This window comes from Aeromicrobium sp. Leaf350 (genome assembly GCF_916858655.1).
Classification (GTDB): domain Bacteria; phylum Actinomycetota; class Actinomycetes; order Propionibacteriales; family Nocardioidaceae; genus Aeromicrobium.
Genome location: NZ_CAKASL010000003.1, coordinates 1 through 24,003 on the forward strand (window position 1 = coordinate 1; position 24,003 = coordinate 24,003).

At 72.1% G+C, this 24,003-nt stretch carries 26 protein-coding genes and 1 riboswitch; of the genes, 14 read left to right on the top strand and 12 right to left on the bottom strand.

Translation table 11 applies throughout. The annotated features are described in order from the left end of the window. The 8 genes from LO931_RS13655 to LO931_RS13690 form a co-directional block, all read right to left on the bottom strand. Nucleotides 1–2,909, bottom strand: a 2,909-nt coding sequence (locus tag LO931_RS13655; protein ID WP_229054302.1) for a heterodisulfide reductase-related iron-sulfur binding cluster, incomplete at its 3' end; no start/stop codon positions are given. Nucleotides 2,910–3,094: 185 nt separating this feature from the next. Next, the gene (locus LO931_RS13660; protein WP_229054303.1) at nucleotides 3,095–3,682 is read right to left on the bottom strand and encodes a hypothetical protein; all 588 of its coding nucleotides are present in this window, start codon (nucleotides 3,680–3,682) and stop codon (nucleotides 3,095–3,097) included. Nucleotides 3,683–3,808: 126 nt separating this feature from the next. Next, a complete protein-coding gene (locus tag LO931_RS13665; RefSeq protein ID WP_229054304.1) occupies nucleotides 3,809–4,426 on the bottom strand; it encodes a sortase domain-bontaining protein in 618 nt (205 codons plus the stop codon). A gap of 78 nt (nucleotides 4,427–4,504) precedes the next feature. Then, entirely contained in the window at nucleotides 4,505–6,127 is a 1,623-nt protein-coding gene (locus tag LO931_RS13670) for a sigma-70 family RNA polymerase sigma factor (RefSeq protein WP_229054305.1), read from the bottom strand. Between the two features lie 111 nt (nucleotides 6,128–6,238). Further along, on the bottom strand, nucleotides 6,239–7,453 hold the full coding sequence (locus LO931_RS13675) for an MFS transporter (RefSeq protein ID WP_229054306.1): 1,215 nt from the start codon (nucleotides 7,451–7,453) through the stop codon (nucleotides 6,239–6,241). A 44-nt stretch (nucleotides 7,454–7,497) separates the two neighbouring features. Beyond that, entirely contained in the window at nucleotides 7,498–7,962 is a 465-nt protein-coding gene (locus tag LO931_RS13680) for a GNAT family N-acetyltransferase (RefSeq protein ID WP_229054307.1), read from the bottom strand. 4 nt (nucleotides 7,963–7,966) lie between these two features. Beyond that, nucleotides 7,967–8,509: an NUDIX hydrolase family protein gene (locus LO931_RS13685; RefSeq protein WP_229054308.1), complete on the bottom strand. Its 543-nt coding sequence runs from the start codon at nucleotides 8,507–8,509 to the stop codon at nucleotides 7,967–7,969. Nucleotides 8,510–8,552: 43 nt separating this feature from the next. Beyond that, a complete protein-coding gene (locus tag LO931_RS13690; protein ID WP_229054309.1) occupies nucleotides 8,553–9,218 on the bottom strand; it encodes a GPP34 family phosphoprotein in 666 nt (221 codons plus the stop codon). A gap of 117 nt (nucleotides 9,219–9,335) precedes the next feature. Between LO931_RS13690 and LO931_RS13695 the strand changes: the two genes are divergently transcribed. From LO931_RS13695 to LO931_RS13740, 10 genes are all read left to right on the top strand, one after another. Beyond that, nucleotides 9,336–9,770, top strand: coding sequence for a hypothetical protein (locus tag LO931_RS13695; RefSeq protein WP_229054310.1), 435 nt, complete (start codon nucleotides 9,336–9,338; stop codon nucleotides 9,768–9,770). A 26-nt stretch (nucleotides 9,771–9,796) separates the two neighbouring features. Continuing rightward, nucleotides 9,797–9,927: riboswitch (TPP riboswitch) on the top strand. Further along, nucleotides 9,918–10,556 (top strand): ECF transporter S component, encoded by a 639-nt coding sequence (locus tag LO931_RS13700; protein WP_229054311.1) that lies wholly within the window; start codon nucleotides 9,918–9,920, stop codon nucleotides 10,554–10,556. (Overlaps the previous riboswitch by 10 nt.) Nucleotides 10,557–10,566: 10 nt before the next feature. Next, the gene (locus tag LO931_RS13705; protein ID WP_229054312.1) at nucleotides 10,567–11,988 is read left to right on the top strand and encodes an ABC transporter ATP-binding protein; all 1,422 of its coding nucleotides are present in this window, start codon (nucleotides 10,567–10,569) and stop codon (nucleotides 11,986–11,988) included. Continuing rightward, nucleotides 11,985–12,677 carry an energy-coupling factor transporter transmembrane component T gene (locus LO931_RS13710; protein WP_229054313.1) on the top strand — a complete coding sequence of 231 codons (693 nt, stop codon included), beginning with the start codon at nucleotides 11,985–11,987 and terminating at the stop codon, nucleotides 12,675–12,677. The genes LO931_RS13705 and LO931_RS13710 overlap by 4 nt, the downstream gene beginning before the upstream one ends. A gap of 115 nt (nucleotides 12,678–12,792) precedes the next feature. Further along, on the top strand, nucleotides 12,793–13,251 hold the full coding sequence (locus LO931_RS13715; protein ID WP_229054314.1) for a MaoC family dehydratase: 459 nt from the start codon (nucleotides 12,793–12,795) through the stop codon (nucleotides 13,249–13,251). A 1-nt stretch (nucleotide 13,252) separates the two neighbouring features. Further along, nucleotides 13,253–14,476: an acyl-CoA dehydrogenase family protein gene (locus LO931_RS13720; protein ID WP_229054315.1), complete on the top strand. Its 1,224-nt coding sequence runs from the start codon at nucleotides 13,253–13,255 to the stop codon at nucleotides 14,474–14,476. 1 nt (nucleotide 14,477) lies between these two features. Next, a complete protein-coding gene (locus LO931_RS13725) occupies nucleotides 14,478–15,314 on the top strand; it encodes an SDR family oxidoreductase (RefSeq protein WP_229054316.1) in 837 nt (278 codons plus the stop codon). Nucleotides 15,315–15,533: 219 nt separating this feature from the next. Continuing rightward, complete coding sequence (locus tag LO931_RS13730; protein WP_229054317.1) at nucleotides 15,534–15,899, top strand: hypothetical protein; 366 nt, start codon at nucleotides 15,534–15,536, stop codon at nucleotides 15,897–15,899. 71 nt (nucleotides 15,900–15,970) lie between these two features. Continuing rightward, the gene (locus LO931_RS13735; RefSeq protein ID WP_229054318.1) at nucleotides 15,971–16,402 is read left to right on the top strand and encodes a hypothetical protein; all 432 of its coding nucleotides are present in this window, start codon (nucleotides 15,971–15,973) and stop codon (nucleotides 16,400–16,402) included. 15 nt (nucleotides 16,403–16,417) lie between these two features. Then, on the top strand, nucleotides 16,418–16,633 hold the full coding sequence (locus LO931_RS13740; protein ID WP_229054319.1) for a hypothetical protein: 216 nt from the start codon (nucleotides 16,418–16,420) through the stop codon (nucleotides 16,631–16,633). A 95-nt stretch (nucleotides 16,634–16,728) separates the two neighbouring features. Here LO931_RS13740 and LO931_RS13745 read toward each other — a convergent pair whose 3' ends face one another. Then, nucleotides 16,729–17,433 (bottom strand): hypothetical protein, encoded by a 705-nt coding sequence (locus LO931_RS13745; protein WP_229054320.1) that lies wholly within the window; start codon nucleotides 17,431–17,433, stop codon nucleotides 16,729–16,731. Nucleotides 17,434–17,509: 76 nt separating this feature from the next. Here LO931_RS13745 and LO931_RS13750 point away from each other — a divergent pair, with 76 nt between their 5' ends. Next, entirely contained in the window at nucleotides 17,510–17,887 is a 378-nt protein-coding gene (locus tag LO931_RS13750; RefSeq protein ID WP_229054321.1) for a hypothetical protein, read from the top strand. 39 nt (nucleotides 17,888–17,926) lie between these two features. Here the strand turns inward: LO931_RS13750 and LO931_RS13755 are convergent, their stop codons facing one another. Further along, entirely contained in the window at nucleotides 17,927–18,592 is a 666-nt protein-coding gene (locus LO931_RS13755; protein ID WP_229054322.1) for an SGNH/GDSL hydrolase family protein, read from the bottom strand. A gap of 64 nt (nucleotides 18,593–18,656) precedes the next feature. Here LO931_RS13755 and map point away from each other — a divergent pair, with 64 nt between their 5' ends. Then, complete coding sequence (gene map, locus LO931_RS13760; protein WP_229054323.1) at nucleotides 18,657–19,427, top strand: type I methionyl aminopeptidase; 771 nt, start codon at nucleotides 18,657–18,659, stop codon at nucleotides 19,425–19,427. Here map and LO931_RS13765 read toward each other — a convergent pair. Further along, on the bottom strand, nucleotides 19,424–20,827 hold the full coding sequence (locus tag LO931_RS13765; RefSeq protein WP_229054324.1) for an amidase: 1,404 nt from the start codon (nucleotides 20,825–20,827) through the stop codon (nucleotides 19,424–19,426). The genes map and LO931_RS13765 overlap by 4 nt on opposite strands. 35 nt (nucleotides 20,828–20,862) lie before the next feature. Next, a complete protein-coding gene (locus tag LO931_RS13770; RefSeq protein WP_229054325.1) occupies nucleotides 20,863–21,459 on the bottom strand; it encodes a hypothetical protein in 597 nt (198 codons plus the stop codon). A 169-nt stretch (nucleotides 21,460–21,628) separates the two neighbouring features. Here LO931_RS13770 and LO931_RS13775 point away from each other — a divergent pair, with 169 nt between their 5' ends. Together LO931_RS13775 and LO931_RS13780 are read left to right on the top strand one after the other, a co-directional pair. After that, nucleotides 21,629–22,813: an MFS transporter gene (locus LO931_RS13775; RefSeq protein ID WP_229054326.1), complete on the top strand. Its 1,185-nt coding sequence runs from the start codon at nucleotides 21,629–21,631 to the stop codon at nucleotides 22,811–22,813. A 64-nt stretch (nucleotides 22,814–22,877) separates the two neighbouring features. Beyond that, nucleotides 22,878–23,996 carry a glycosyltransferase family 4 protein gene (locus tag LO931_RS13780; protein ID WP_229054327.1) on the top strand — a complete coding sequence of 373 codons (1,119 nt, stop codon included), beginning with the start codon at nucleotides 22,878–22,880 and terminating at the stop codon, nucleotides 23,994–23,996. Nucleotides 23,997–24,003: the final 7 nt, after the last annotated feature.

The following is a 24,003-nucleotide window of genomic DNA, read 5'->3' on the forward strand; positions in this document are numbered from 1 at the left end:
TTGGCCGGCTCGTCCGTGTCGGGCTGGGCCGACGGGGCGGACTCGGCGTCGGGGTCGGTGGTGTCGCCCGGCTCTGCGGCGACCTCCGGCTCCTCGACGTCGTCGGCGGGCTTGCCCTCGGTGGAGGCGGGGCCGGAGTCCTCGGAGCTCTCGGCGGCCGGGGCGTCGGGGAGCAGGTCGGTGTTGACCGCTCCGACGTTGGCCCAGGCGCCCTCCTCCTTCTCGGAGGCGTCGCGGTCGTCGGTCTCCGTGGAGTCCTCGGACTCGGCAGGCTCCTCGGCCTTCGTCTCGGGCTCCTGCTTCTCGGCCGTCTCCGACCCGGCGGCGTCGGACGTGTCGTCGTCGGCCTCCTTCGCGTCGGCCTCGTCCTCGACCACGCCGCTGTCGCCGGCACGGTCGCCGGGCTCGCCCTCGGGCTGCTCGAGCGTCTCGCCGCCCTCGTCGTCGGCCGCCTTGTCGCGGACGTCGGCGTTGCGCGGCTCCTCCGGGAGCGGCGACTCGTCGGCGTGCCCGTCGCCCTCATCGTCGGTCTTGATGTTGTTCTGCGCGGCGGCAGCCTTGTCGGAGGTCTCCTCGTTGGCCGGGTCGGGCTCGTCGAGCTTCTTGTCCTCGACGACCTTCTCCGCGGACTTCGTGCCCTCGTCGCCCTCGCCGGCGTCAGCGTCCTTCTCGGCGACGGCGCCGGCCGTGGCGGCCTCCGCCTCGGCGACGACCTCGGCCTCCTCCTCGGGGGCCGGGGCACGCTTCACGGCGGCGAGCAGCATCTGCGCGACGTCGATGACCTCGACCTCCTCGCGGGCCTCGCCCTCGGACTGCTTGAGGGTCAGGCCGTCGGAGAGCATGACGCGGCAGAACGGGCAGCCGGTGGCGATCTTGTCGGCGCCGGTCGCGACGGCCTCGACCGTGCGGTTCACGTTGATGCGCGAGCCGATGGTCTCCTCCATCCACATGCGGGCACCGCCGGCGCCGCAGCAGAAGGACTGCTCCTTGTTGCGCGGCATCTCGGTGAACGTGGCGCCGGGGATGATCTCGAGCAGCTCGCGCGGCGCCTCGTAGACCTGGTTGTGACGGCCCAGGAAGCAGGGGTCGTGGTACGTGATGTTCGTGCCCGCGACGCTGCCCTCGGACGCCGCCACCGGGGTCAGCTTCTTCTCGCGCACGAGGCGGTTGAGCAGCTGCGTGTGGTGCACGACCTCGAGCTCGATGCCGAACTCGGCGTACTCGTTCTTGAGCGTGTTGAAGCAGTGCGCGCAGGTCGAGACGACCTTCTTGACCTTCATCTCCTTGAAGGTCTCGACGTTCTGCATCGCGAGCTGCTGGAACACGATCTCGTTGCCCGAGCGGCGGGCGGAGTCACCCGTGCAGGTCTCGCCGTCGCCCAGCACCGCGAACGTCACGCCCGCCATGTCGAGCAGCTCGGCCACGGCCTGCGTGGTCTTCTTCGCGCGGTCCTCGTAGGCGCCGGCGCAACCGACCCAGAAGAGCCACTCGACCTCGTCGAGGTCCTCGACGTCGACGCCGACCTGCTTGACCTCGAAGTCGAGCCCGTCGGTCCACTTCAGGCGGTCGCGCGGGTTCATGTTCCAGGGATTGCCCTTGCGCTCCAGGCCCTTGAAGATGTTGTTCAGCTCGGCCGGGAAGTTCGACTCCACGAGCACCTGGTAGCGGCGCATGTTGTCGATGTGGTCGACGTGCTCGATGTCGACGGGGCACTGCTGCACGCAGGCGCCGCAGTTGGTGCACGACCACAGGACGTCGGGGTCGATGACGCCGTAGACGTCGGCGTCGCCGATCAGCGGGCGCTCGAGCTCGAGCACCTGCGCCTCGGTGCGCTCGTCCTCGGGGATGTCGAGGAGCGGGATCTTGGCGTACGCGTGCTCACGCAGGCCCATCATCAGCAGCTTGGGCGAGAGGGGCTTCTCGGTGTTCCAGGCGGGGCACTGGCTCTGGCAACGACCGCACTCGGTGCAGGTCGTGAAGTCGAGCAGGCCCTTCCAGCTGAAGTCCTCGACCTTGCCGACGCCCAGCTTGTTGAAGTCGTCCTCGTCGAGGTCCTCCATCTTCTCCAGGTCGAGCGGCTCTCCGTTGACGTAGAGCGGCACGAGGCCGCCGAGGGCCGTGCCGCCGTCGGACTCACGCTTGAAGAAGATGTTGAACCACGCGGTGAAGCGGTGCCAGGCGACGCCCATCGTGATGTTGCGCGCGATGACGATCAGCCAGATCATCGCCGTCGAGATCTTGAACATCGCGATGATGAAGATGATGTTCTCGAGCGTGCCGATCGAGTCCGGACCCGTCGGCCAGAGGTTGCCGAAGAACTGCGAGATCGGGAAGTGCAGGCCCGTGGCGTGGTCGGCGTGCTCGCCGCCGTGCGCCTGCAGGAGGTTGTACTCGGCCCCGCGGATGAACAGGATCGCGGCGCTCTCGAAGAGCACCATCGCCTCGACGAAGAACGCCTGCCACATCGTGGAGCCGAAGAAGCGGCTGTCGCGGCCCTTCTTCGAGGGCAGGTTGCGCAGGCGGTAGACGAACAGCGGGATGATGGCCAGCGCGCCGAGGAGGCCGAGGCTCTCCGCGATCCACTCGTAGACGAACCACTCGCCGATGAGGGGCCAGACGAACTCGGGGTCGAAGAGCTGGAAGTAGGCCTGGGCGACCGCGGTCGACAGGATCATGAACGCGGCGAACGCGAACCAGTGCAGGATGCCGACCCAGGTCCACTGGAGCATGCGGGTGTGGAGCGCGGTCTCCTTCAGCACCACGAGGGCGCGGTTGACCGGCTTGTCCGTGCGGCCGTGGGCCGGCTGACCTGCGCGAATGACGCGCAGCATCTTCACGACCGTGAGGGTGACCATCGGCACGGCGACGGCCGTCAGGCCGAGCGAGACGATGATGGCGATGACCTGCATGTCGGCCCCTAACTCCACGCTGACAGTTGGGCTGACATTAACTCGTGAGTAGGGTCGCCGCGCAGTAAGGCAAGCCATACCCCCCGCGCACGTGATCGATGCCACGCGGACATGACCCAGGCGGCGGGGCGACAGCACGGCGAAGCCCCCGCCACCGGGTCGGTGGCGGGGGCTCTCGGCGTCGCTCAGGCGTGACGGCCGATCAGCCGACGTGCGCCGTAGGCGGCGCCCGACAGGCCGACCGCGCTGCCGCTCAGCAGCAGCCAGGCGAGACCGTTGCCGTCGTCGACCGGACCGAGGCCCGCATCGACACGCGTGGGGGTCGCGACCTCCGGCACCTCCTGCGCCGTCTCGGTCTCGACCGTCTCGACCGTGCCCGGGTCGACGGTCGTCGGCGTGCCGGCGCTCAGGTCCGACGGGCCCTGCTGGGGGCCGGTGCCACCGCAGCCTCCGTGGGTCGGGCACGGGGCGGGGTTGGTGATGTCGCCGGGACCCTGCGGCACGTCCGGGTTCACGACCGGGCCGGGCTCGGGCTGGGCGATGTCGCCGGGACCCTGGGGGACGTTCGGCTCGACCGGACCGGGCTGCGGCTGGGCGATGTCGCCGGGGCCGGGCTGGACCGGGCCGGGCTGCGGCTGCCCGAGGGTCGTGGGGCCGAAGGGGATCGGGTCGGCCGAGGCCGCTCCCGCGCCGAGGGCGAGTCCGCCGACGGTGAGGGCGGCGGCGAGGACCAGGCCCCGGATGGCGGTGGCGGCGGTGGTGGTGTTCTTCATGGTGGTGCTCCTTCGTGGTGGTGGTGCTGAACGGGGTGGGTCGTGCGTGTCTGTCGGAGGTAGGAGCAGGGGCCGAAGGATCTCTTGCACTTTTCGCGAGAGGTTTTTTCGGCGCCGCTCTCGGCCCTAGACCAGGTGCGCGTAGACGACGGTGTTGTCGGGATAGCGGCCGGTCTGCGGGCTACGGGTGCCCCCGCAGGTGATGAGGCGCAGGAGAGGCCGCCGCGTGTCTCCCCAGATGCGCTCGACCGGCAGCGCTTCCTTCGGGGTCTGCGTCACGTGGTCGACGACGAACGTCGAGGTGCCGGCGGTGTGCTGCACCGACACGACGTCCCCCGGTCGCAGCTCGCCGAGCCGCCAGAAGACGTCAGGTCCGCCTCGGCCGGCGACGTGGGCCACCAGCACGGCACCGCCGCGCTCGCCGGGACGCGGGCCGGGCGAGTACCACGCGGCGTGACCGGTGGCGGGGGTCTGCATCGCACCGTCGGGCTTCAGGCCGACCGCGCCGAGCGGCACGTCCACCCCGATCGCGTCGATGCGGACCGCCAGCGGATCGCCGCCGGGCAGCGGATCGGCGAGGCCCGGCTTCGGCTCGGGCATGTCGACCGGGGCCGGCGCCGCGATCGGCGGCGTGGCCGGCACGTCGGCGCCGAGGTCGTCGACCCCGAGAGACGCCAGCGCGGTGAGGGCCAGGGTGAGGAGCAGGTGACGGCGCAGTGAGGGGCGGGTCGAGGACACGGACATGGTGGAACCTCCGGTGGTGGGTGATCACCGGTAGGAGCACCGAGGCGCTCAGGTCTTGCAGTTTGCGTGCGGGACGGATCAGCCGGGGCAGGGGAGCACGTCGATGCTCGACGCGGGGCCGGTGGTCGTGCTGCCGCTCGCGTCCACGGCCGTCGCGCGGAAGGTCACGGTGCCGCCGACCGGGAACGGACCCATCGAGCCGGACCAGGTGGTGCCGGATCGCGACAGGGTCGTCGACCCGGATCCGCTGGGACCGCTCCAGTCCAGCCGCACCGAGGCGGTGTCGGTGTCGTCGACACCGACGCTCACCGGCACGGGTGCGTTGCAGGCACCGAAGACCGCCGTGGGTGCGCCGACGACGGGTGGTCGGTCCTGCTCGAGAGTGACACGCACCGACGCCGAGCCCTCCGCCCACCTCACCGAGACGTCGGCGGTGGAGACGCCCTCGGCGACCCCGCTGCGGTCGACCTGCACCGAGACCTCCCGTGACGAGCCTGCCGGGACCCGGACCGGCCGCGTCACCGTCAGCCACGGGGCGTTCTCGGAGAGGGTGACGTCGACGGCGGCGTCACCGTCGTTGATCAAGCGGAACGACCCGGTGGAGGCGCCCTGTCCCAGGTCGACGCCGGTGGTCGAGAGCGTGATCCCCCCAGCGGCGACCACGACGTCGGTCGGCGTCGCGCTCGGCGCCGTCGCGGTCGGGTCCGGGGCCGGGGCGACGCTGGTCGGCGCTGCGGTCGGGGCCGGGTCGTCGGCGCCGCCCTCCTCGGCACCGCCGGGCCACACCAGGGCCACGACGATCGCGACCGCCGCGAGCAGGCCCGCGCCGATCAGCACCCGGGGCGTGGTGACGGGCCGGGACGGGACGGCGAGCCCCTCGCTCGCCCCTCCCAGCGTCTGTACCGGCACGTCAGCGGCGACCAGGTGGGTCTCGGTGACGCGGTCGCGCAGCGCGACGGGCGCCGCGAGCAGCGGCACACCCGCGAGGAGAGCCCACGGGCTGGCCACGATGCGGCGGCGCTCGCCGCAGACGTCGCACTGGTCGACGTGGCGGGCGACGCGCTTGCGGATCAGGGGCGAGAAGCGGCCGTCCCACTCGACCAGCAGGGTGTCGAGCTCGTCGCAGTCGTCGCGGCCGAGGCGCGCGACCAGCAGGGCGCCGAGGGACCGCTCGACCTGGTCGCGCAGACGGCTCAGGAGGACGTAGGCCTGCGACGTGCTGACTCCCATCGCCTCGCCGAGCTCGGCCCCCTCCAGGCCGTGGCGCAGGTGCAGGTTCAAGATGCTCTGGTCACGCTCGGCCAGGCCGGCGGAGGCGGCCCACACGAGCTCCTGCAGCGAGCTCAGCTCGGCCGCCTGCTCGGGTGTCCGGTCGCCGTCAGCCATCTCGACCAGCTGCTCGTCGCCGCCGAAGGCGACCCGTTTCCGGGAGCGAAGGCGGCGCAGGCACTCGCTGCGCACGACGGCGTACAGCCAGGGGCGGAGACGTTCGGGGTCGCGCAGCTGGCCGAGCCGTTCCGCGACCAGGACGAACGAGTCCGCGACGGCGTCCTCCGCCTCCTCGCGGTGCCGCAGCATCGAGTGCGCGTAGTCGTAGAGGCGGTCGCCGTAGCGGTCGTAGACACCGGCGAACGCGACCTTGTCGCCGGCCAGGATGCCGGCGACGAGCTCGGGGTCCGAGGGTCCGTCGACCGCGGTCATGGCCGGATCCTAGGGCCGCACGGGCGTCCGTGGTCCACATCGCGCATCTCCGCTCCTCGTCCGTCGTCGGAGGTAGGAGCCGGGAGGCGCGCGGATCTTGCAGGTTTTCGCTCAGGTCCTCTCGGAGGCGAGCGCGGTCGGCGCCGGGTCCCGGGGGATCAACGGGATCGCGAGCAGGGGGAGCACGGCCACGGCGGCGAAGGTCCAGGCGTAGCCGTACCCCGTCACCAGCAGGCCGACGACGGGCGGCACGGCGGCGCTCACCAGGTACTGGCCGGTGTTCTGCCACCCCATGGCCTTGCCGGCCCAGTACGGCCCGCCGATCTCGGCCACGGCGGTGAAGGCGAGTCCGTTGTCGGCCACCGTCACGCCCGTGGCCACCACGATGACCACGATCGCGACCCAGGTCGACTCGACCACGCCGAGCAGCAGCATGACGAGCGCCGCGGCCACCGCGACCTGACGCATGGGGCGCAGACGACTTCCGACGTGGTCGGACCACCACCCCACGCCGATGCGCGCCGCGCCGCCGACGAGCTGGGACGCCGCGACCAGGCCGCCCGCTGCACCCGCGCTCAGGTCCTTCGTCTCGATGAGCCACACGAGCATGAAGCCCCAGACCGTGAACTGAGGAACGACGAGCAACGTCGAGGCCAGGTGGATCCGCACCAGCCGTGTGTCGCGTCGGTACGGGTTGTCGAGCTGTCCGGTCGAGGCGGCCTCGACCCGGTCAGGTCGGGGCGGGTCCACCACGAGGAGCGCGCACCCGGTCGTGGCGACGGCGGCGATCCCTGCCACCACCAGCATCGTGACGCCGATGCCCTCGGCGCTCGCGAGCGGCGGCACGAGCAGGGCGGTCGCCCCCACCCCGAGCGGCAGGCCGGTCTGACGGATGCCCATCGCGGTGCCGCGGCGGTGCGCGGGGAACCAGCCCACCACCAGCCGACCGCTGGCGGAGTTCGTCGACCCGGCGAACAGTCCGGTCACGAAGAAGCACGCACCGAGGGCGACGTAGCCGTCGACCAGGCCCGCGGCGAGGGCGCCCGCAGTCACCCCGGCGAGCCCCAGCGTCATCGCGAGACGCTCGCCCAGCCGGTCGACCAGGATGCCCCACGGGACGAGGGAGATCGTGGTGCCGACCGCAGGGGTCGCGGCGATCAGACCGGCCTGCGTCAGGGTGAGCCCCTGCTCGAGGTACAGGTACGGGATCAGGAACAGCGGCGCGTTCGCGGCGATCGTGCCGGCGATCTGCGCGACCATGCCGACGACGAGCATGAACCACGGGCTCGGGGCCCGGGTCGTGTCGCTCGCTGCACCCCGGGTCACGCCCCTCAGTGTCCGCCTGTGGCGGGCGTCACCCGGGCCTGGGGTCAGGTGAGGTACTTCTTCATCCCCACGTGGCTCGCGGTGAAGCCCAGGCGCTCGTAGAACCGGTGGGCGTCGGTGCGGGTCGCGTTGCTGGTGAGCTGGATACGCACAGCCTCACGGGAGCGGGCGAGCTTCTCGACGTGGGCCATGAGCGCCGTGCCCAGGCCACGGCCGCGCACGGCGCTGTCCGTCCGCACGTTCTCGACCTGGCAGTAGAGCCCCCCATCGGCCGAGAGCACCCGCAGCCAGCTCACGTGGGCGGTCGCGACGACGACGCCGCCCAGCTCGCCGACCAGCAGGTCCTCCCGCGGGTCGGCGGAGATCTCGTCGAAGGCGGCGAGCAGCCGAGCACTCGGCTCGGTCGTGGCGGGTGTCGTCGGTCCGATCCCGTCCTGCTGCATGAGGCGCAGGACGTCCGGGACGTCGTCGGGCGCAGCTGCTCGGAAGGAGACGGCGGGACCGGTCACGCGGTCAGCCGAGGGCGCCGAGGTGCGCGAGCGCCTGCTTCACGAGGGCCCCTCGGCCGCCTTCGAGGTCGGCGAGCACGGCGGGGCTCAGGACCTCCTCGGGCGTCAGCCACGACAGCTCGAGCGCGTCCTGGCGCGGGTTGCACTCACCCGTGACCGGCACGACGTAGACCAGCGCGACGGCGTGCTGGCGCGGGTCGTGCAGCGGTGTGACGCCCGGCAGCGGGAAGTACTCGGCCACGGTGAACGGGGCGAGGCTGGTGGGCAGCTGCGGGAACGCCGTCGGTCCGAGGTCCTTCTCGAGGTTGCGCAGCAGCGCGTCCCGCACCGACTCGCCGTGCATGACGCGACCCGACACGATCGTGCGGGTCATGACGCCGGTCGTGACGGAGCCGCCGAGCAGCAGGCCGACGTGCTCGACCGCCCCCAGGGCGTCGACGCGCACGGGCACGGCCTCGACGTAGAGGATCGGCACGCGCGAGCGCGTCTCGTCCAGGGCGATCTCCGAGAGCCAGCCGGGATTGGGGTCGGGGGTGCGCACGGTCATGTCGGCCATTCTGGCCCACGGGCGGCTGCCGGTCGTGAGCAGATCAGGACGATCCCGCCACGACCCCGCCGATGACGGCCGTCACGAGCAGCGTCGTCTGGGTGGCCTCGATGGCCTGTCGCACGCCCTCGCTGGCCCAGTCGGCGGAGCTCACGTCGCGGGCCCGGGCCTTCGCGGCCTTGACCTCGCTGCGGTGCACGACGATGGGCAACGAGCCGGACGCGGCGAGCAGACCCACGAGCGGACCCGTCTCCGCGTTCGCCGGGTGCCCGCCGAGGAGCACAGCACGGACCCGCTCGACCAGCTGCTCCCGCCGGGCCGGGTCGGTGTCGTCGTAGCGGTGCAGGCGCACCAGCCCGGCCAGGTGGCGCTGCTCGCGCCGGCGCAGGCGGCCGGTGTCGACGAGCCGATCCAGCACGAGGTCGAGCCCCTTCTTCCCGAGTCGCCCGACGGCGGTGCTCGGGGCGAGCCGTCCGTGGGAGCGGATGCGGGCGAAGGCCTGCTGCAGGATCGGGTCCTCCACCGGGGTGGGGTCGACCACGACGACCTTGCCCTTCTTCGTGGGGGGCTCGACGGTGGTGCGGCCGGCCATGGCGAGGTCGAGCAGGAACGCGCCTCCGAGCAGTGCGTCGCGCTGCAGGGACCCGATGCGCACCTTGCCCGTGCCGGGGTCGGTCGCCACGAGCACGAGGTTCTCGGCAGTACCCATGGATCCACGGTAGGCAGCAGCGAGCGGATCGGCACCAGGACGCAACCGACAGGTGCCGTTAGGACGCGTCGCTACCGTGAAGAGGTTCCTCCCACCTCGCTTGCGGAAGGCAGTCGCGTGCTCCGTCAGACCGTCGTGGCCGTCGCCGTGCTGGCGTCCGCCGTCGCCCAGAGCGGCTGCTCTCCCGAGGAGGAGCAGGACACGCAGGGTGGCGACGTCGTGGTGCAGCCGCAGAGCGGCGGTGACCACCTGCCGGCGATCCCCGAGCTGCCCGGCGCCGAGGGCGCCGTCACCGACGCGACCTTCGGCGAGTGCGAGGCCGACGCGGGCCCGCAGTCGGTGCAGGCGAAGCTCAAGAACTCCACGGGTCACGAGGTGCGGTATCTCGTGGCCGTCAGCTGGATCGACGACGAGGCCGAGGTGCTGATGCGCGGCGTGACCGAGGTCGACGACGTCGGGAGCGGGCGGACCGTCGAGGTCGAGGTCCGGGCCGAGGTGCCGGCCGGCGCCAGCTCCTGCACGTTCTACGTGCTGCGCGCACCCGCCGCCTAGGGGCACCCGGGAGCGGCTAGTCTGGGCAGACCAGACAGGGGAGCGCCGGGCCCGAGGGCAGGGGCGCTGAGAGTGCGGGCCAGATTCCTGGCGCAGCCGCAGACCCTCCGAACCTGCCCCGGTTAGCACCGGCGAAGGGAGTCAGAGATGAGCTCTGCCACCGTCCGGGAGGACTCCACCTCCATCACCGGCCTCGTGCGCTACCGCACGATCGACCTCGTCACGATCGCGACCTTGGCGGTCGCGCTCGGCGTCACGTTCTGGGCGTGGGGGAAGGCCTACGCGGGCCTGAGCGCCCTCGCGGCCTTCTCGTACCTGCCGAGCGTCGGACTGCTGAGTGGCCCCTGGCTGCTCGCGGGCGTGCTCGGCGGCCTGATCATCCGCCGTCCCGGCGCCGCGCTCGCCACCGAGATCGCCGCCGCGGCGGTCTCGGGCCTGGTGCCGGGCGGCACCGAGTGGGGCATGAGCGTGCTCGTGTCCGGCTTCTGGCAGGGGCTCGGCGCCGAGCTGGTCGTCGCGGTGCTGCTGTACCGCCGCTTCGGTCTTCCCGTGGCCGTCCTCATGGGCGCCGTGGCCGGCGCGGTCGAGTCGGTGTACGAGTGGTTCGCCTACTACGAGGGGGTCTTCGACACCGGAGACCGCCTCGCGCACCTGGGCTTCTTCGCGCTGTCGGGCGCCGTGGTCGCCGGTGCGGGCGGGTGGCTGCTCACCCGCGCCCTGGCCCGTGCGGGGGTGCTCGACGCCTTCGGTCCGGGTCGCGAGCACCTCGCCCGGCACGAGGTCTGAGGCTGCTCGCATGAGCGGCGGGGTCCGGGTCGAGGGCCTCACCTGGCGGCCCCTCGGTCGGCGCGCTCCCGTCGTCGTGGGCCTGGACCTGCACCTCCAGCCGGGGGAGCGGGTCCTGCTCGCGGGGCCCAGCGGGGCCGGCAAGTCAACCCTGCTCCACGCGCTCGTCGGCGCCCTCGGCACGACGCTCGCTGGTGAGCTGGGCGGCACGGTGGAGGTCGACGGCCGGGTGGGACTCGTGCCCCAGCAGCCCGGTGACGCCGTGGTGGCCGAGCGCATCGGCCGCGACGTCGCGTTCGGGCCGGAGAACGCGCGGCTCGGACGGGAGGAGACCTGGCGGCGGGTCGACGCGGCACTCGCCGCGGTGGGGCTGCCGTACGGGCGCGACCACCTCACGTCGGCGCTGTCGGGCGGCGAGCAGCAACGACTGGCGCTGGCGGGAGTGCTCGCGCTCGAGCCCGACGTCGTCCTGCTCGACGAACCGACGTCGATGCTCGGCCCGGAGCACGCGCGGGCCGTGCGGGAGGCGGTCGGTCGGACCGTGGGGCGAGGTCGGTCGACGCTCGTGGTGGTGGAGCACCACCTCGAGCCCTGGCTCGACCTGGTCGACCGGGTGGTCGTGCTCGGTCCCGACGGCGCGGTCGTGGCCGACACGACCCCGGACGCGTTCGCGCGCGAGCACCGCGAACGGCTCGGTGAGCTGGGCGTGTGGATGCCGGGTCTCCCGGCGCCCGAGCCGGTGGCGGTCGATCCCGCGCTGCTGCGCCCGGCGCACCCGCTGCCGCCCCTGTCGGCGGTCGACCTGACGGTCCGGCTGCGCTCGCGCTCGCTCCGGGGGTCCACGGAGACGACGGCACTGGCGGGTGTCGACGCCACGGTGCAGCCCGGCCACCTGACGGCGCTGACGGGTCCGAGCGGGGCGGGGAAGTCGACGCTGCTGGCCGCCCTCGGTGGCCTGGTGGCCCCGGACGGCGGCACCGTGCGGGGCGTGGAGCCTCCGCTGGCGCGTCGGCGGTCGCGGGACCTCGCCGGAGTCGTGGGGTGGTCGCCGCAGGTGCCCGAGCACGGGTTCCTCGCGGCCACCGTGGCCGACGAGGTGCGGCTGACAGCCATGCGCCTCGGGCGTCCGACGGACGCCGACGCGTGGCTGGCGCTCGTGGGACTCGAGCACCTCGCGGGCGCCCACCCCTACCGCCTCTCCGGGGGGGAGCAGCGTCGTCTGTCGGTCCTCACGGCCGTGGCACACCGGCCGGGTCTGCTGCTGCTCGACGAGCCGACCGTGGGCCAGGACCGACGCACGTGGGCGGCCGTCGCGGGCATCGCCCGTGCCGCCGCAGCGGCGGGGGTCGTGGCCGTGACCGCGACCCACGACCCGCTGCTCGTCGCGTGCGCCGACCACTCGGTGGCCCTCGAGCGGCGGGCGGTCGCGTGAGGACCCTGGTGCTGCGCCTCAACCCGCTCGTGCTCCTCTCCTTCGGGTTCGCCTCGCTCGCGGGATCGTTCTTCGTGCGCGACCTGACCACGGCCGTCGTGGCCGCCGGCGCCTACGCCGTGGCGGGCGTGCTGTTCCTGCCGACGTGGCGGTACCCGCTGGCGTGCCTCGCGCTGTGCGGGATCTCCGCGGGACTGATCGGGTTCTCGGCCTGGAGGCTCGGCAACGGCGACCACGCACCGGTCGCGGCGCTGCGGATCCTGGTGCTCGCCTGGCCCGGCGCCGTCGTCGTGGGCTTCGTCGACCCGTCCCGTCTCGGCGACCACGTCGCCCAGCGCCTGCACGCCCCCGGCCGGCCCGTCGCGGCGTTCGTCGCGTCGTTGCAGCGGGTGTCAGGACTGGCGACGGCGTGGCAGCAGCTCGCCCGGGCGCGCCGCGTGCGTGGCGAGGGCCCGACCCGCAACCCCGTCGTGGCGGCGCGGTACGTGGGGTCGATGACGTTCGCGATGCTGGCGGACGCGCTGCGGGGCGCGAGCCGGATGTCGGTCGCGATGGACGCTCGGGGCTTCGCCACCACGACGCACCGGACGTGGGCCGAGCCGGCGCTCTGGGCGCGGGCCGACACCGTGGGCCTGGCGCTCGCCGTCGCCCTCGGGGCGGTCGCCCCCGTCACGCTCCTGCTGACCTGACCCGCTCTGACCTGCGGGGGTGGCCAGGAGTGGCGTGGGCCACTATGGTGCGAACTAAGCAAGCGCTTACCTCGTGGGCGCTGACCTCGAAACCACCGCTTCCCGGGAGGAACCCATGCCCCGCGTCTACTCCAACCTCGACGAGTTCAAGGCAGCCGTCGGCACCGAGCTCGGCACGAGTGACTGGGTCACCGTCACCCAGGAGCAGATCAACACCTTCGCCGACGCGACCGGCGACCACCAGTGGATCCACGTCGACCCGGAGGCGGCCGCCAAGGGTCCGTTCGGCACGACGATCGCGCACGGCTACCTCACGCTGAGCCTGCTGCCGGTCTTCGCCGCGGAGATCTACGAGGTCCACAACCTCGCGTTCGGCGTCAACTACGGCGCCAACAAGGTCCGCTTCCCGAACCCCGTGCCGGTGGACTCGCGCCTGCGCGCCACGGCCACCCTCAAGGAGGTCGCGGACATCCCGATCGGCACCCAGGCCACGATCTCGTTCGTGGTCGAGCGCGAGGGCGCCGAGAAGCCGGCGGTCGTCGCCGAGGTCGTCTACGTCTTCGCGGGAGCCTGACATGCACTTCGGATTCGACGAGAAGACCACTGGCCTGCTGGAGCAGGTCTCGGGTTTCATGGACGAGCACGTCTACCCCGCGGAGGCCGCGCTCAAGGAGCAGCTCGAGCGACGCGAGCGCGAGGACGACTGGTCGATCCCCGAGGCCATCGCCGAGGTGCGGGAGAAGGGCAAGGCCGCCGGTCTCTGGAACTTCTTCCTGCCCGGCGAGCACGCCGAGTACAACGGCGCCGGCCTGACCAACCTGCAGTACGCGCCGATCGCCGAGCTGACGGGCCGCAGCATCCAGCTGGCCCCGCAGGCGTTCAACTGCGCCGCGCCCGACACGGGCAACATGGAGGTCCTCCACATGTTCGGCACGCCCGAGCAGAAGGAGCGCTACCTCGGCCCGCTGCTCGAGGGCGAGATCCGCTCCGCCTTCGCGATGACCGAGCCCGACGTCGCGTCGTCCGACGCCACGAACGTCGAGACCTCGATCGTGAGCGACGGCAGCGACTACGTGATCAACGGCCGCAAGTTCTACATCACCGGCGCGATGAACCCGAACTGTCAGGTCTTCATCGTGATGGGCAAGACCGATCCGGAGGCTGACCGGCACCGCCAGCAGTCGATGATCCTCGTCGACCGCGACACCCCGGGCGTCGAGGTCGTGCGCGGCATGCACGTGTTCGGCTACCACGACCGCGACCACGGCGGCCACGCCGAGGTGCGGTTCCACGACGTGCGCGTGCCGGCCTCGAACCTGATCGGCGAGGAGGGTCAGGGCTTCGCCGTGGCCCAGGCGCGCCTCGGGCCCGGACGCATCCACCACTGCATGCGCTCGATCGGCGTCGCGGAGCGAGCACTGGAGCTCATGTGCGTTCGGGTCAAGGAGCGCACCGCGTTCGGTCGCCCGCTCGCCAACCAGGGCGTCATCCGCGACTGGATCGCGGAGTCGCGCGTGCGCATCGAGCAGCTGCGCCTGCTCGTGCTCAAGACCGCGTGGCTGATGGACACCGTGGGCAACCGCGGCGCCCACACCGAGATCCAGGCCATCAAGATCGCGACCCCCGAGACGGTCAACTGGATCATCGACAAGGCCATCCAGGCGCACGGCGGTGCGGGCGTCAGCCAGGACACGCCGCTCGCCGAGATGTGGGCGGGCATCCGCACGCTGCGTCTGGCCGACGGTCCGGACGAGGTGCACAAGAACTCCCTCGCCAAGGCCGAGCTCGGGAAGCACTGACGTGGTCGACGCCGGTCCGGTGGAGCTGGAGGGCGCCAACGCGGTCGTCACCGGCGCCGCGGGTGGCATCGGTGCGGCCTTCGCCCGGGTGCTGCTCGAGCGAGGCGCCCACGTCGTGCTGGGCGACCTCGACGAGGAGCGGCTCACCGCGACCGCTGACGGCCTGCGGGGCGAGTTCGGCGACCGCGTGCGCCAGCGGGTCGGCGACTCGAGCACCGATCTCGGCGTGACGGAGCTGCTCGCCGTCGCCCCCGGGCCGGTCGACCTGTTCGTCGCCAACGCGGGCGTCTTCCGCGGCTTCGGCCTCGAGGCGACCGACCAGGACTGGGCGCTGTCGTGGGAGGTCAACGTGCTCGCGCACGTCGCCGCGGCGCGCGCCCTCGTGCCCGGCTGGCTGGCCTCGGCCGCCGCCGGCGGCGCGGGCGGTGCCTTCGTCAGCGTCGCGTCGGCCGCCGGTCTGCTGACCCAGCTCGGGTCGCCGACCTACTCGGCCACCAAGCACGCAGCGCTGGGCTTCGCGGAGTGGCTCGCCGCGACATACGGCGACCAGGGCGTGCAGGTCACGGCGGTGTGCCCCATGGGGGTGCGCACGGCGATGCTCGAGGAGGGCGAGACGAGCGAGCAGCCCGACGCCCGCCTCGGGATGCGGTCGGTCGTCTCCGCCGGGGAGCCGATCGACGCGCGCGAGGTCGCCGAGGTCGCGCTCGCAGCGCTGGCCTCCGGCCGGTTCCTTGCGCTGCCCCACCCGGAGGTCGACCGCATGCAGCAGCAGAAGGCCGCCGACCGCGACCGCTGGATCACCGGGATGCAGCGCTTCCGCACGAGCCTGGAGTCCTGACCGACCCAGATTTGCTCCCGAATCCACCGTTCCGGCCCGCGCTTTCGGTGGATTCGCCAGCAAATCTGGGTACGGGCGGCGGTCAGCGTCTCGGTTCTACGGCGACTCCGAAAAATCTCGGTGCAAGAACCGGCGCACGGTGGTGAGTACTGGTTGCAGGAAGCGCCTGCGCCGGTCCCACGCACGGCGGTCCGGCTCCAGAAGATGGAGCTACTCAGCATGAATTACACCTCATGGTGTGGCGGACGCATCGCCGCGACCGCGACCTGTCTCGGTCTGTCTTGTGTCCTGGTCCTTGGTGCAACTCCGGGCCAGGCCGTCGAAGATCAGCCGGCCGAGGTTGCTGCAATCGACCATGCTCTCGAGATGGTGGGTGCCGAGCGGGCAGCGGCGAACGTCAACGTCGAGCTTCCCGAGGAGGCCAGCGCCCCCGCCACGCTGCGCACGAACGCCGGTGATCTCGCAGTGACCCTTCCTGCTGAGGGTCGCGAAGCCTTCTCCGACGATTCCCAACGTCTGTTCAATGGCTCGGCGGATGGCTCGGCCATTGCCGTCCAGTCGACGGAGATGGGCTTCGTGCCCTGATCCACATCGATTCCTCGGATGCGCCGGAGCGATATGAGTTTCAGATCTCCGGCGACGTCGCGTCACTTGAGATGGCTCCGGACGGCAGCGCTCAGGCCTACAACGGTCAAGGCGATCTCATCAGCATCGCAGCAACGCCTTGGGCGGTAGACGCCGCCGGACGTCCGGTTCCGACGCATTTCGAGATCAATGGTCTGAGCCTGACTCAGGTGGTCGAGCATCGCAGCGCCGAGTTCGCGTATGGCATTGTCGCCGACCCGTGGTGGAACCCCTTCTCGTGGCCGTGGGGCAAGTGGGTCAGCCGGTCGAAGAAGGTCGTCGGGAACGCGCTCAAGAAGTGCGGCCAGGGCGCGCTGGTCGGCACGATCGGTCTCGGAGTCGGCACAGGCACGACCAACGTTCTGATCGAGAAGTACGGCAATAACCTCGCCAAGCTCAAGGTCGGAGGCTGGCGGGGATATCTGGGCGCTGCGGCTGCCGGCTGTGTCATCAACAACCTCTAAGTTGAGGAGAGCGCCATGAAGAAGACGTGGGAGATGCTCGGACTCGGGCCGGGCGAGAGTGGCCCACCGGCCGGCATCGTCATCATTCCCATGGTGCTGGCGCTCGCTGCCTGCGCCATCAGGGACGTCAGCCTTCCCGTGACGCTTGTCATCGTTGCTGGGGCCTCGGTGCTGTCCGGTGTCGTCTGGTTCCTGGGTCACACCTTCCTGAGGCGGCGACCCGAACGCTGACGAGCCTGGAGTCCTGACCGACCCAGATTTGCTCCCGAATCCACCGTTCCGGCCCGTGCTTTCGGTGGATTCGCCAGCAAATCTGGGCACGGGGGTCAGGTGCGGGCGTCCTCGAGGCGCTCGATGGCGGTCGCGACGATCTCCTCGAGCTCGTCGGTCGCGAACTGCTCCTGGTCGACGTAGTGGGTCGCCGTGAGGATCATCAGGTGCGGTCCGATCGCGATGAACACCGTCGTCGAGCCGCCGAAGAGGTGGTTCGTGCCGTCGGAACGGGTGATGCCGCGCTCGATCGTGACCGACCGGTCGCCCACCTCGGGAAAGATGGTCTGGTGGAACTCGACCGCGGTCCGGTGCCCGTCGGGCTCCTCGGTCGTGTACGACGGGCAGGCCTCGGTCGCGGTCGCCATGCGGTCGAGCTCGGCGGTGACCGTGGCCTCGTCCGCCGCGATCACGTGCTGGTGGAGGAACGGGCCGAGGTCGGTCTTGAAGAACAGGGCTTCCACGTCGTCGAGGTCGGCGTACCGCTCGGCCTGCGTCGCCCCCCACAGGTCCTCGCACGCGTCGGAGGCCGCCACGATGAACGTGCCGGCCGGCGAGGTCTCGACCCCCTCCGTGAACGCGCCCTCGAATCCCTCCGACAGGTTCGCGGGCCTCAGCATGGCGTCCTCGATCTCCTGCACCGAGAGCGTCCGGTCAGGGTCCGGCTCCGCGCTGCGGGACTCCCGCGGAACGTCCTCGTCACCTCCCGAGCAGCCAGTGACGAGCAGGACAGCGACCACGAGTCCACACAGCAAGCGCATGGCTAGAGCCTAGGTTCTTCTGCTGACCCGGGGAGGGGGACCTCTCCCCGGTGGCCCCGCGGCTAGGGTTCGGCGCATGGGTACCGGTGCGCGCAGTCGTGTCCTCGTGGTGGCGCTGCTCGTCGTGGCCGTCGGCTTTCTCCTCGACCAGGTCCTCGAGATCGACTGGCCGGAGGGAGCCCTCTGGCCGATCCGCATCGTCCTGCTCGTCGCGGCGGTGGCGGTGGCCGGCATCGCGTACGCCGGGTGGAGCAGCGGTGAGCCCGCAGCTCCGCGGCCGCTCGTCGCGATGATCACCTCCCTGATCGGCGGTGCGTGCCTGGCCTCGGCGGTGACCTCGGCCGAGGACGGCACGGTCTTCGGATCGGGTGCACTCGGTGCCGTGGCGGTCGTGGCGATCGCCTTCGGCGTCATCGTGTTCAACCTGGAGGCTCGCGAGACCCGCGGTCGCTAGGCCGCGGCCTCGACCGACCGCGGAGCAGAGCCGGCGCCGTCAGCGGCGGTCGACCGCCTCGGCCATGATCTCGGCCATCGCCGCGTAGCCGGCGTCGTTGGGGTGGAACCGATCCGCCGCCAGGCGGCCGGACCACGACCTCAGGCGCGGGTCGCGGAACTCGGCGAGCCGGAACCGCCCGGTGCCCACGACCGCGGCGTTGAAGGCGCGCGCGGCACGGCGCGGCTGCGGCAGTGACGCGACGACGGCGCCGTCAGGCAGCACGTCGACGAGCTCGGCGGCGTGGGCCTCGACGAGGCGGCTCTGCCGGCGGTTGAACAGGTCGTTGCTCCCGATCATCACGGTCACCAGGTCCGGGACGACCTCCAGCGATCGCAGGGCGGGCAGCTGGCGATCGACGACATCGCGGATCAGGCCGCCGGAGACCGACAGGTTCACGACGCGGTGCGGCAGTCGGGTGCGGAGGGCACCCACCCAGCCTCGATCCGGCGCGGACGCCCCGATGCCCTGGGACATCGAGTCGCCCAGCACGACCCAGAGCGGGCCGTCGGCTGCCAGGGCGGCGCGGTTCTGCTGCTCCCACCAGGCGGCGTACGGGGCGACCTGGCCCTGCACGTCGCGCACGCCGCGGGACACCAGGCCGGCGGTGCGCAGGAACAACCCGGGCGGGCGTCCGCTCAGGTTGGAGTAGTCGAACGACGTCACCAGGCCATCCAACCCGACGCCACCCGATCCGGCCCGGGGTGCGCGGCCGTAGGCTGGTCGCACTATGGCGATCGAGCTCCTGACCCCGACCCAGGTCGACGAGATGCGGCCGGCGGGCCGCTTCGTCGGCGAGGTGCTGACCGCGCTCCAGGAGGCGGCGGACGTCGGCGTCAACCTGCTCGACCTCGACGCCCTCGCGCACCGCATGATCAAGGACCGCGGCGCCGAGTCGTGCTACATCGACTACGCGCCCTCGTTCGGCCGGGGGCCCTTCGGCAAGGTGCTGTGCACGTCGGTCAACGACGCCGTGCTGCACGGCCTCCCGCACGACTACGTGCTGCGCGACGGCGACCTGGCGAGCTTCGACTTCGCGGTCAGCGTCGACGGCTGGGTGTGCGACTCGGCGGTCAGCGTCGTCGTGGGTGAGCCGCGCGAGGAGGACCTGCGCCTCATCGAGGTGACGCAGCAGGCGCTCGACGCCGCCATCGCCGTCGCCCGCTCGGGCAACAAGGTGGGCGACATCAGCCGCGCCATCGGCGACGTCGCGCGCGCGAACGGCCTCAAGGTCAACCTGCAGTTCGGCGGGCACAGCGTCGGTCGCACGATGCACGGCGAGCTGCACATCGCCAACGACGGACGGCCCGGTCGGGGGTTCCCGCTCAAGCCGGGCCTGGTCATCGCGATCGAGCCGTGGTTCCTGCACACGACCGACGAGATCGTGATGGACCCGGACGGCTGGACGATCCGCAGTGCCGACGGCTCCCGCGGTGCCCACGTCGAGCACACGATCGCGATCACCGAGGGCGACCCGATCATCATGACCGCCCGCAGCTAGCGTCGCGGATCGATCGGACGGTTCGACCAGGCCTCGGCGGCCTCGAGCTGACTCGCGAGCGAGAGCAGTGTCCGGTCGCGGCCCTGGTGGCTGCCCAGCATCAGGCCGACGGGCAGCCCGTCGGCCTGGCCGAACGGCACGCTGACGGCCGGGATGCCGGCCATGTTGTAGAGCGCCGTGAAGGGCGTGAACAGGAGCTCGCGGTGGTGCGACTCGACCGGGTCGACCTCGGTGAACCATCGGTGCGGCTGGGGCAGGCGCGCCAGGGTGGGGGTCAGGAAGACGTCGTACGCGGCGAGGCCGGTCAGCACCTGGCGCGTCGTGCCCTCGAGGTACTGCATGGCCGCGGCGAGCTCGGCGGCACTGTGCCGTGAGCCCCGCTCGCGCCAGTAGCGGGTGGTCGGCCGCAGCACGGGGAGGGCCTCGTCGGGGATGGGCGCGGCTGCCATGCCGCTGCTCCACACGACGTTGAACTGCGGCTCGAGCTCCGGCGGGAACGGGTTCGCGACGACCTCGACGTCGTGACCCAGCGCCTCGAGCCGCCGCACGCCCGCCTCCCAGACGGCGCGCACCCGGGGATCGGTCTCGATGTCCGGCAGGTACGGATCGACCCACGCGGCGATCCGGAGACGCCCGGGGTCCCGTCCGGCGGCCTCGGCGAAGCCGGCGCCGTCGCCGACGAAGCGTGAGTCGCCGACCTGGGGCACGGCCAGGACGTCGAGCAGCGCGGCGGCGTCGCGCACGCTGCGCGCGAGCGGCCCGTCGCTCGCGAGCCCGCTCCAGTCGCTGCCGAGCGGTCCGGGGCTGACGCGGCCCCGCGTCGGCTTGACGCCGACCAGGCCGCAGCAGCTCGCGGGGATGCGGATCGAGCCGCCGCCGTCGCTGCCGAGAGCCCAGGGCACGAACCCCGCAGCGACCGCCGCGGCCGCTCCGCCGCTGGAGCCACCGGCGTTGAGCCCGATCTGCCACGGGGTCGACGTGGCACCGAGCAGGTCGTTGTCGGTGAAGGAGGAGAGGCCGAGCTCGGGGGTGTTGGTCTTGCCGAGGCTCACGAGGCCGGCCTCCCGCACGAGGCTCACGACGTGGGCGTCGACGTCGGGCACGGAGTCGGCCATCAGCGCCGAGCCGAGCGTCGTGCGCACCCCCGCGGTGGAGGTCAGGTCCTTGATCGCCGTCGGCACGCCCACGAAGCCGGCCCCGCCGCCACCGGTACCGGCTGCGTCGACCTCTGCAGCAGCGGCCCGAGCCGCCTCGAAGGTGCGGGTCATGAAGGCGCGCAGGTCGGTGTCGTGCTGCTCGATCCGCGCGGCCAGGTGGTCGACGACCTCGAGCGCCGACACCTCCCGTGCGCGGAGTCGTGCGGCGAGGTCGTGGGCGTCCAGCTCGTGCAGCTCGGCCATGCCTCGAGCCTAGGCCGGTGCCTGCCTCAGGCGGCTCAGGACTCCCAGCGCCACGAGTCGATGATCTGCTCGCTGACCTCGACGGTCTCGGCCTCCGACGCGCTCGGCGCGAACGAGATCGTGATGATGTAGTAGGCGCCCTCGTACTGCGCGTAGTACTGACGGGTCTGGTAGCTGACGCCCTCCACGACCGCGTCGGCCCGGACGACCGGCGACTCCACGCCGTCGACCTCGTAGGGGTCGTCGGCGGCGACGCCCGTGAAGCCCTCGCCCTCGAGCTCCGAGATCGCCAGCTCCTCGAACCTGCTGATCGACATCTTGTCGCCGGGGGTCCGGATGATGTTGATGTTGGTGCGGAAGTTGTCGACGACCTCGGAGGAGATGTACGCGATCTCAGCGTTCGGCAGCGCAGTGCTGTTGTCGGTCCAGCCCTCGGGGATCGCGAAGGTGAAGTCGTCGGTGCCGGCGCGCTCACCGTCGTCCGTGGACTCCTCGTCCTCGTCGGCCTCGCGCCCCGAGCCGCGCTCGGAGGAGTTGCTGGTGTCGGACGGCTCGGGGTCGTCGGAGCCGCAGCCCACCAGGAGCGCGGCGATCAGCAGCAGGGGAAGGACGAGGAGGCGTCGCGACGTCATGACGGGATTCTAGGCGCTAGCGATGACGACGCCTCAGGAAGCGTCCGGCCGATGGGGTCACACCGGCGTCTCACCGGAGGCGGTGCGTGCCGCGCGCCCGCCGCCGCGCTCTACGCTGGACCGGCTGGAGACAGGCGCTCCGGTGCCGCGAGGAGCTGAAGGAGGCACGGTGGTCACGTCGTCACCGCGCTGGACCTACCCGGCGCTGCTCGGCCTGCTGATGGTCTCGCTCGGCATCTCCGCCGCCCCGTCGCCCCTGTACGGCATCTACGCCGAGGAGTGGGGCTTCGCGCCGATCACCACGACGGTCGTGTTCGCCGCCTACGCGATCGCCGCGCTGGTGAGCGTGCTCGTGTCGGGGTCGATCTCCGACCGGTACGGACGCCGCCCGATCCTGCTGGTCGCGGCAGCCGGCCTCGTCGTCGGACTCGTGCTGTTCATGGTGGCCGGATCGGTGCCCGTGCTGATCGCCGCGCGGGTGCTGCACGGACTGTCGGTCGGCGCCATCGTCGTCGTCGCGACCGCGGCGCTGCTCGACCTCCGCCCGGACGAGGGCGCCTCGACCGGGCGCCGCACCGGCATCGCCTTCAACCTCGGCATCTTCATCGCCATCCTGGGCACGGCCGCAGACGCGCAGTACGGACCGGCGCCGCTCGTCGTGCCCTACGCCGTGCTGGCGGCGTTGGCCGCCGCGGGATTCGTGGCCGTGCTGCTGATGCGCGAGACCCACACCGTCGACCGAGCGGTGGCCCTGAACATCGCCCGACCGCGCGTGCCCGCCGAGATCTCCGGCGACTTCACCTTCGCGGCGCTCGGGGTCATGGCGTCGTGGTCGGTCCTGGGCGTCTTCCTCTCGCTGTTCCCGACCATCGCGACCGTGGCGGTCGGCACCGACAACCTCGTGTTCGGCGGTCTGGTGGTCGGAGGTTCCGCCCTGGCCGCGGCCGCCAGCCAGCAGGTCGCGAGCGGATGGGACGCGCGCACGGCCGCCGTGATCGGCGACGTCGGCACGGCCGTCAGCCTCGGCGCGTGCGTGCTCACGGTCCACATCGGCAACGGCTGGCTCCTCGCGGCCGCCTCGGTGGTGCTCGGGTTCTTCTTCGGGCTCGCGTTCGGCAGCTCGTTGCGGCACCTCGGCCAGGTCGTGCCGCCGTCCCACCGCGGCGAGGTCATGTCGGCGTTCTACCTGCTCGCCTACGGGGCGATGGCGGTGCCGACGATCATCGCCGGCGCCGCCGCCACCCGGTGGGGCGTCGACGCGGTCTTCGCGCCGTTCATGGCCTGTGTCGCCGCGGCCTGCCTGGCCGCCGGGGCCCTCGGCGCGCGGGTGCGCGGCGTGCAGCCCGACGCCTGAGCGTCGGAGCCGGGCCACGGGCCCGTCGTCGCGGGTTCATCACGGAGCGGCAGCGTGGTGCGACGTGCGCATCGTGCAGCTCGCGAACTTCGTCGGTCCGACCTCGGGCGGCATGAAGACGGCGGTCGAGGCGATCGGCGCCGGCTACGTCCGACACGGCGTCGAGCGGCTGCTGGTCGTGCCGGGTGCTCGCGACGACCGGTGGTCGACCGAGCACGGGGACGTGGTGCAGGTCCGAGCCCCTCGCGTCGGCGACCACTACCGGCTCATCGTCGAGCCGTGGCGCGTGCTCGACGTGCTCGAGTCGTTCGGGCCGACCTCGGTCGAGGTCCACGACAAGACGACCCTGCTCCCCGTGGCCCGCTGGGCGCGACGCCGGCAGGTCGGTGCCGTGCTGTTCTCGCACGAGCGGATGAGCGACATGATGGCGATGCGGACGCGCCGCGACGCGAGCGCGAAGGTCTCGATCGCCCTGCTCAACCGCGTGCTCGTGCGCTCCTTCGACCAGGTCGTCGTGACCTCCGACTTCGCGCGGGAGGAGCTCGCGCCCGCCGCAGGTGCTGCGGGATGCCCCGTGGTCACCGTGCCGCTCGGTGTCGACCTGGAGCGTTTCCGTGCGCGCGGCCACCGTCGCCCGGGTGGTCCCGTCCGACTCGTGCTGGCGGGCAGGCTGTCGCGCGAGAAGTCGCCGCACCTGGCCGTCGCGACCGCCGTCGAGCTGCACCGCCGCGGTGTCGACGTGCGCCTCGACGTCTACGGCACCGGACCCCATCTGGACGAGCTGCAGGCGCTCGCCGGGTCGGCACCCGTGACGTTCCACGGGCACGTGGCCGGGCGTGACGAGCTCGCCGCGCGGCTGGCCGCGGCGGACGTCGCGCTGTCGGTGTGCCCGAGCGAGACCTTCGGGCTGGCGGTGCTGGAGGCCCTGGCCTGCGGGACGCCCGTCGTGACGGCCGACGTCGGCGGCGCTCGTGAGCTCGTCCACGAGTCGTGCGGCGCCTGGGCCGCCCCCGATCCGGTCGCGCTGGCCGACGCCGTGCAGCGGGTCGTCGCGGTGCCGGTCCGCACGCGCCGCCGGGCGGCGCGGCAGCGAGCTGAGCGCTACCCCTGGTCGACCACGGTCGACCAGATGCTCTCGGTCCACCGCGCGTGGGCGCGCCCACGCCTGACCACGGCGGGCTGATCCGTCG

Coding starts and splice junctions, on each gene's coding strand:
- LO931_RS13770 (WP_229054325.1), bottom strand. CDS start 21,459: ATGACGTCGCGACGCCTCCTCGTCCTTCCCCTGCTGCTGATCGCCGCG.
- LO931_RS13720 (WP_229054315.1), top strand. CDS start 13,253: ATGCACTTCGGATTCGACGAGAAGACCACTGGCCTGCTGGAGCAGGTC.
- map (WP_229054323.1), top strand. CDS start 18,657: ATGGCGATCGAGCTCCTGACCCCGACCCAGGTCGACGAGATGCGGCCG.
- LO931_RS13705 (WP_229054312.1), top strand. CDS start 10,567: ATGAGCGGCGGGGTCCGGGTCGAGGGCCTCACCTGGCGGCCCCTCGGT.
- LO931_RS13660 (WP_229054303.1), bottom strand. CDS start 3,682: ATGAAGAACACCACCACCGCCGCCACCGCCATCCGGGGCCTGGTCCTC.
- LO931_RS13700 (WP_229054311.1), top strand. CDS start 9,918: ATGAGCTCTGCCACCGTCCGGGAGGACTCCACCTCCATCACCGGCCTC.
- LO931_RS13670 (WP_229054305.1), bottom strand. CDS start 6,127: ATGACCGCGGTCGACGGACCCTCGGACCCCGAGCTCGTCGCCGGCATC.
- LO931_RS13665 (WP_229054304.1), bottom strand. CDS start 4,426: ATGTCCGTGTCCTCGACCCGCCCCTCACTGCGCCGTCACCTGCTCCTC.
- LO931_RS13765 (WP_229054324.1), bottom strand. CDS start 20,827: ATGGCCGAGCTGCACGAGCTGGACGCCCACGACCTCGCCGCACGACTC.
- LO931_RS13715 (WP_229054314.1), top strand. CDS start 12,793: ATGCCCCGCGTCTACTCCAACCTCGACGAGTTCAAGGCAGCCGTCGGC.
- LO931_RS13735 (WP_229054318.1), top strand. CDS start 15,971: ATGGCTCCGGACGGCAGCGCTCAGGCCTACAACGGTCAAGGCGATCTC.
- LO931_RS13690 (WP_229054309.1), bottom strand. CDS start 9,218: ATGGGTACTGCCGAGAACCTCGTGCTCGTGGCGACCGACCCCGGCACG.
- LO931_RS13740 (WP_229054319.1), top strand. CDS start 16,418: ATGAAGAAGACGTGGGAGATGCTCGGACTCGGGCCGGGCGAGAGTGGC.
- LO931_RS13685 (WP_229054308.1), bottom strand. CDS start 8,509: ATGACCGTGCGCACCCCCGACCCCAATCCCGGCTGGCTCTCGGAGATC.
- LO931_RS13730 (WP_229054317.1), top strand. CDS start 15,534: ATGAATTACACCTCATGGTGTGGCGGACGCATCGCCGCGACCGCGACC.
- LO931_RS13745 (WP_229054320.1), bottom strand. CDS start 17,433: ATGCGCTTGCTGTGTGGACTCGTGGTCGCTGTCCTGCTCGTCACTGGC.
- LO931_RS13750 (WP_229054321.1), top strand. CDS start 17,510: ATGGGTACCGGTGCGCGCAGTCGTGTCCTCGTGGTGGCGCTGCTCGTC.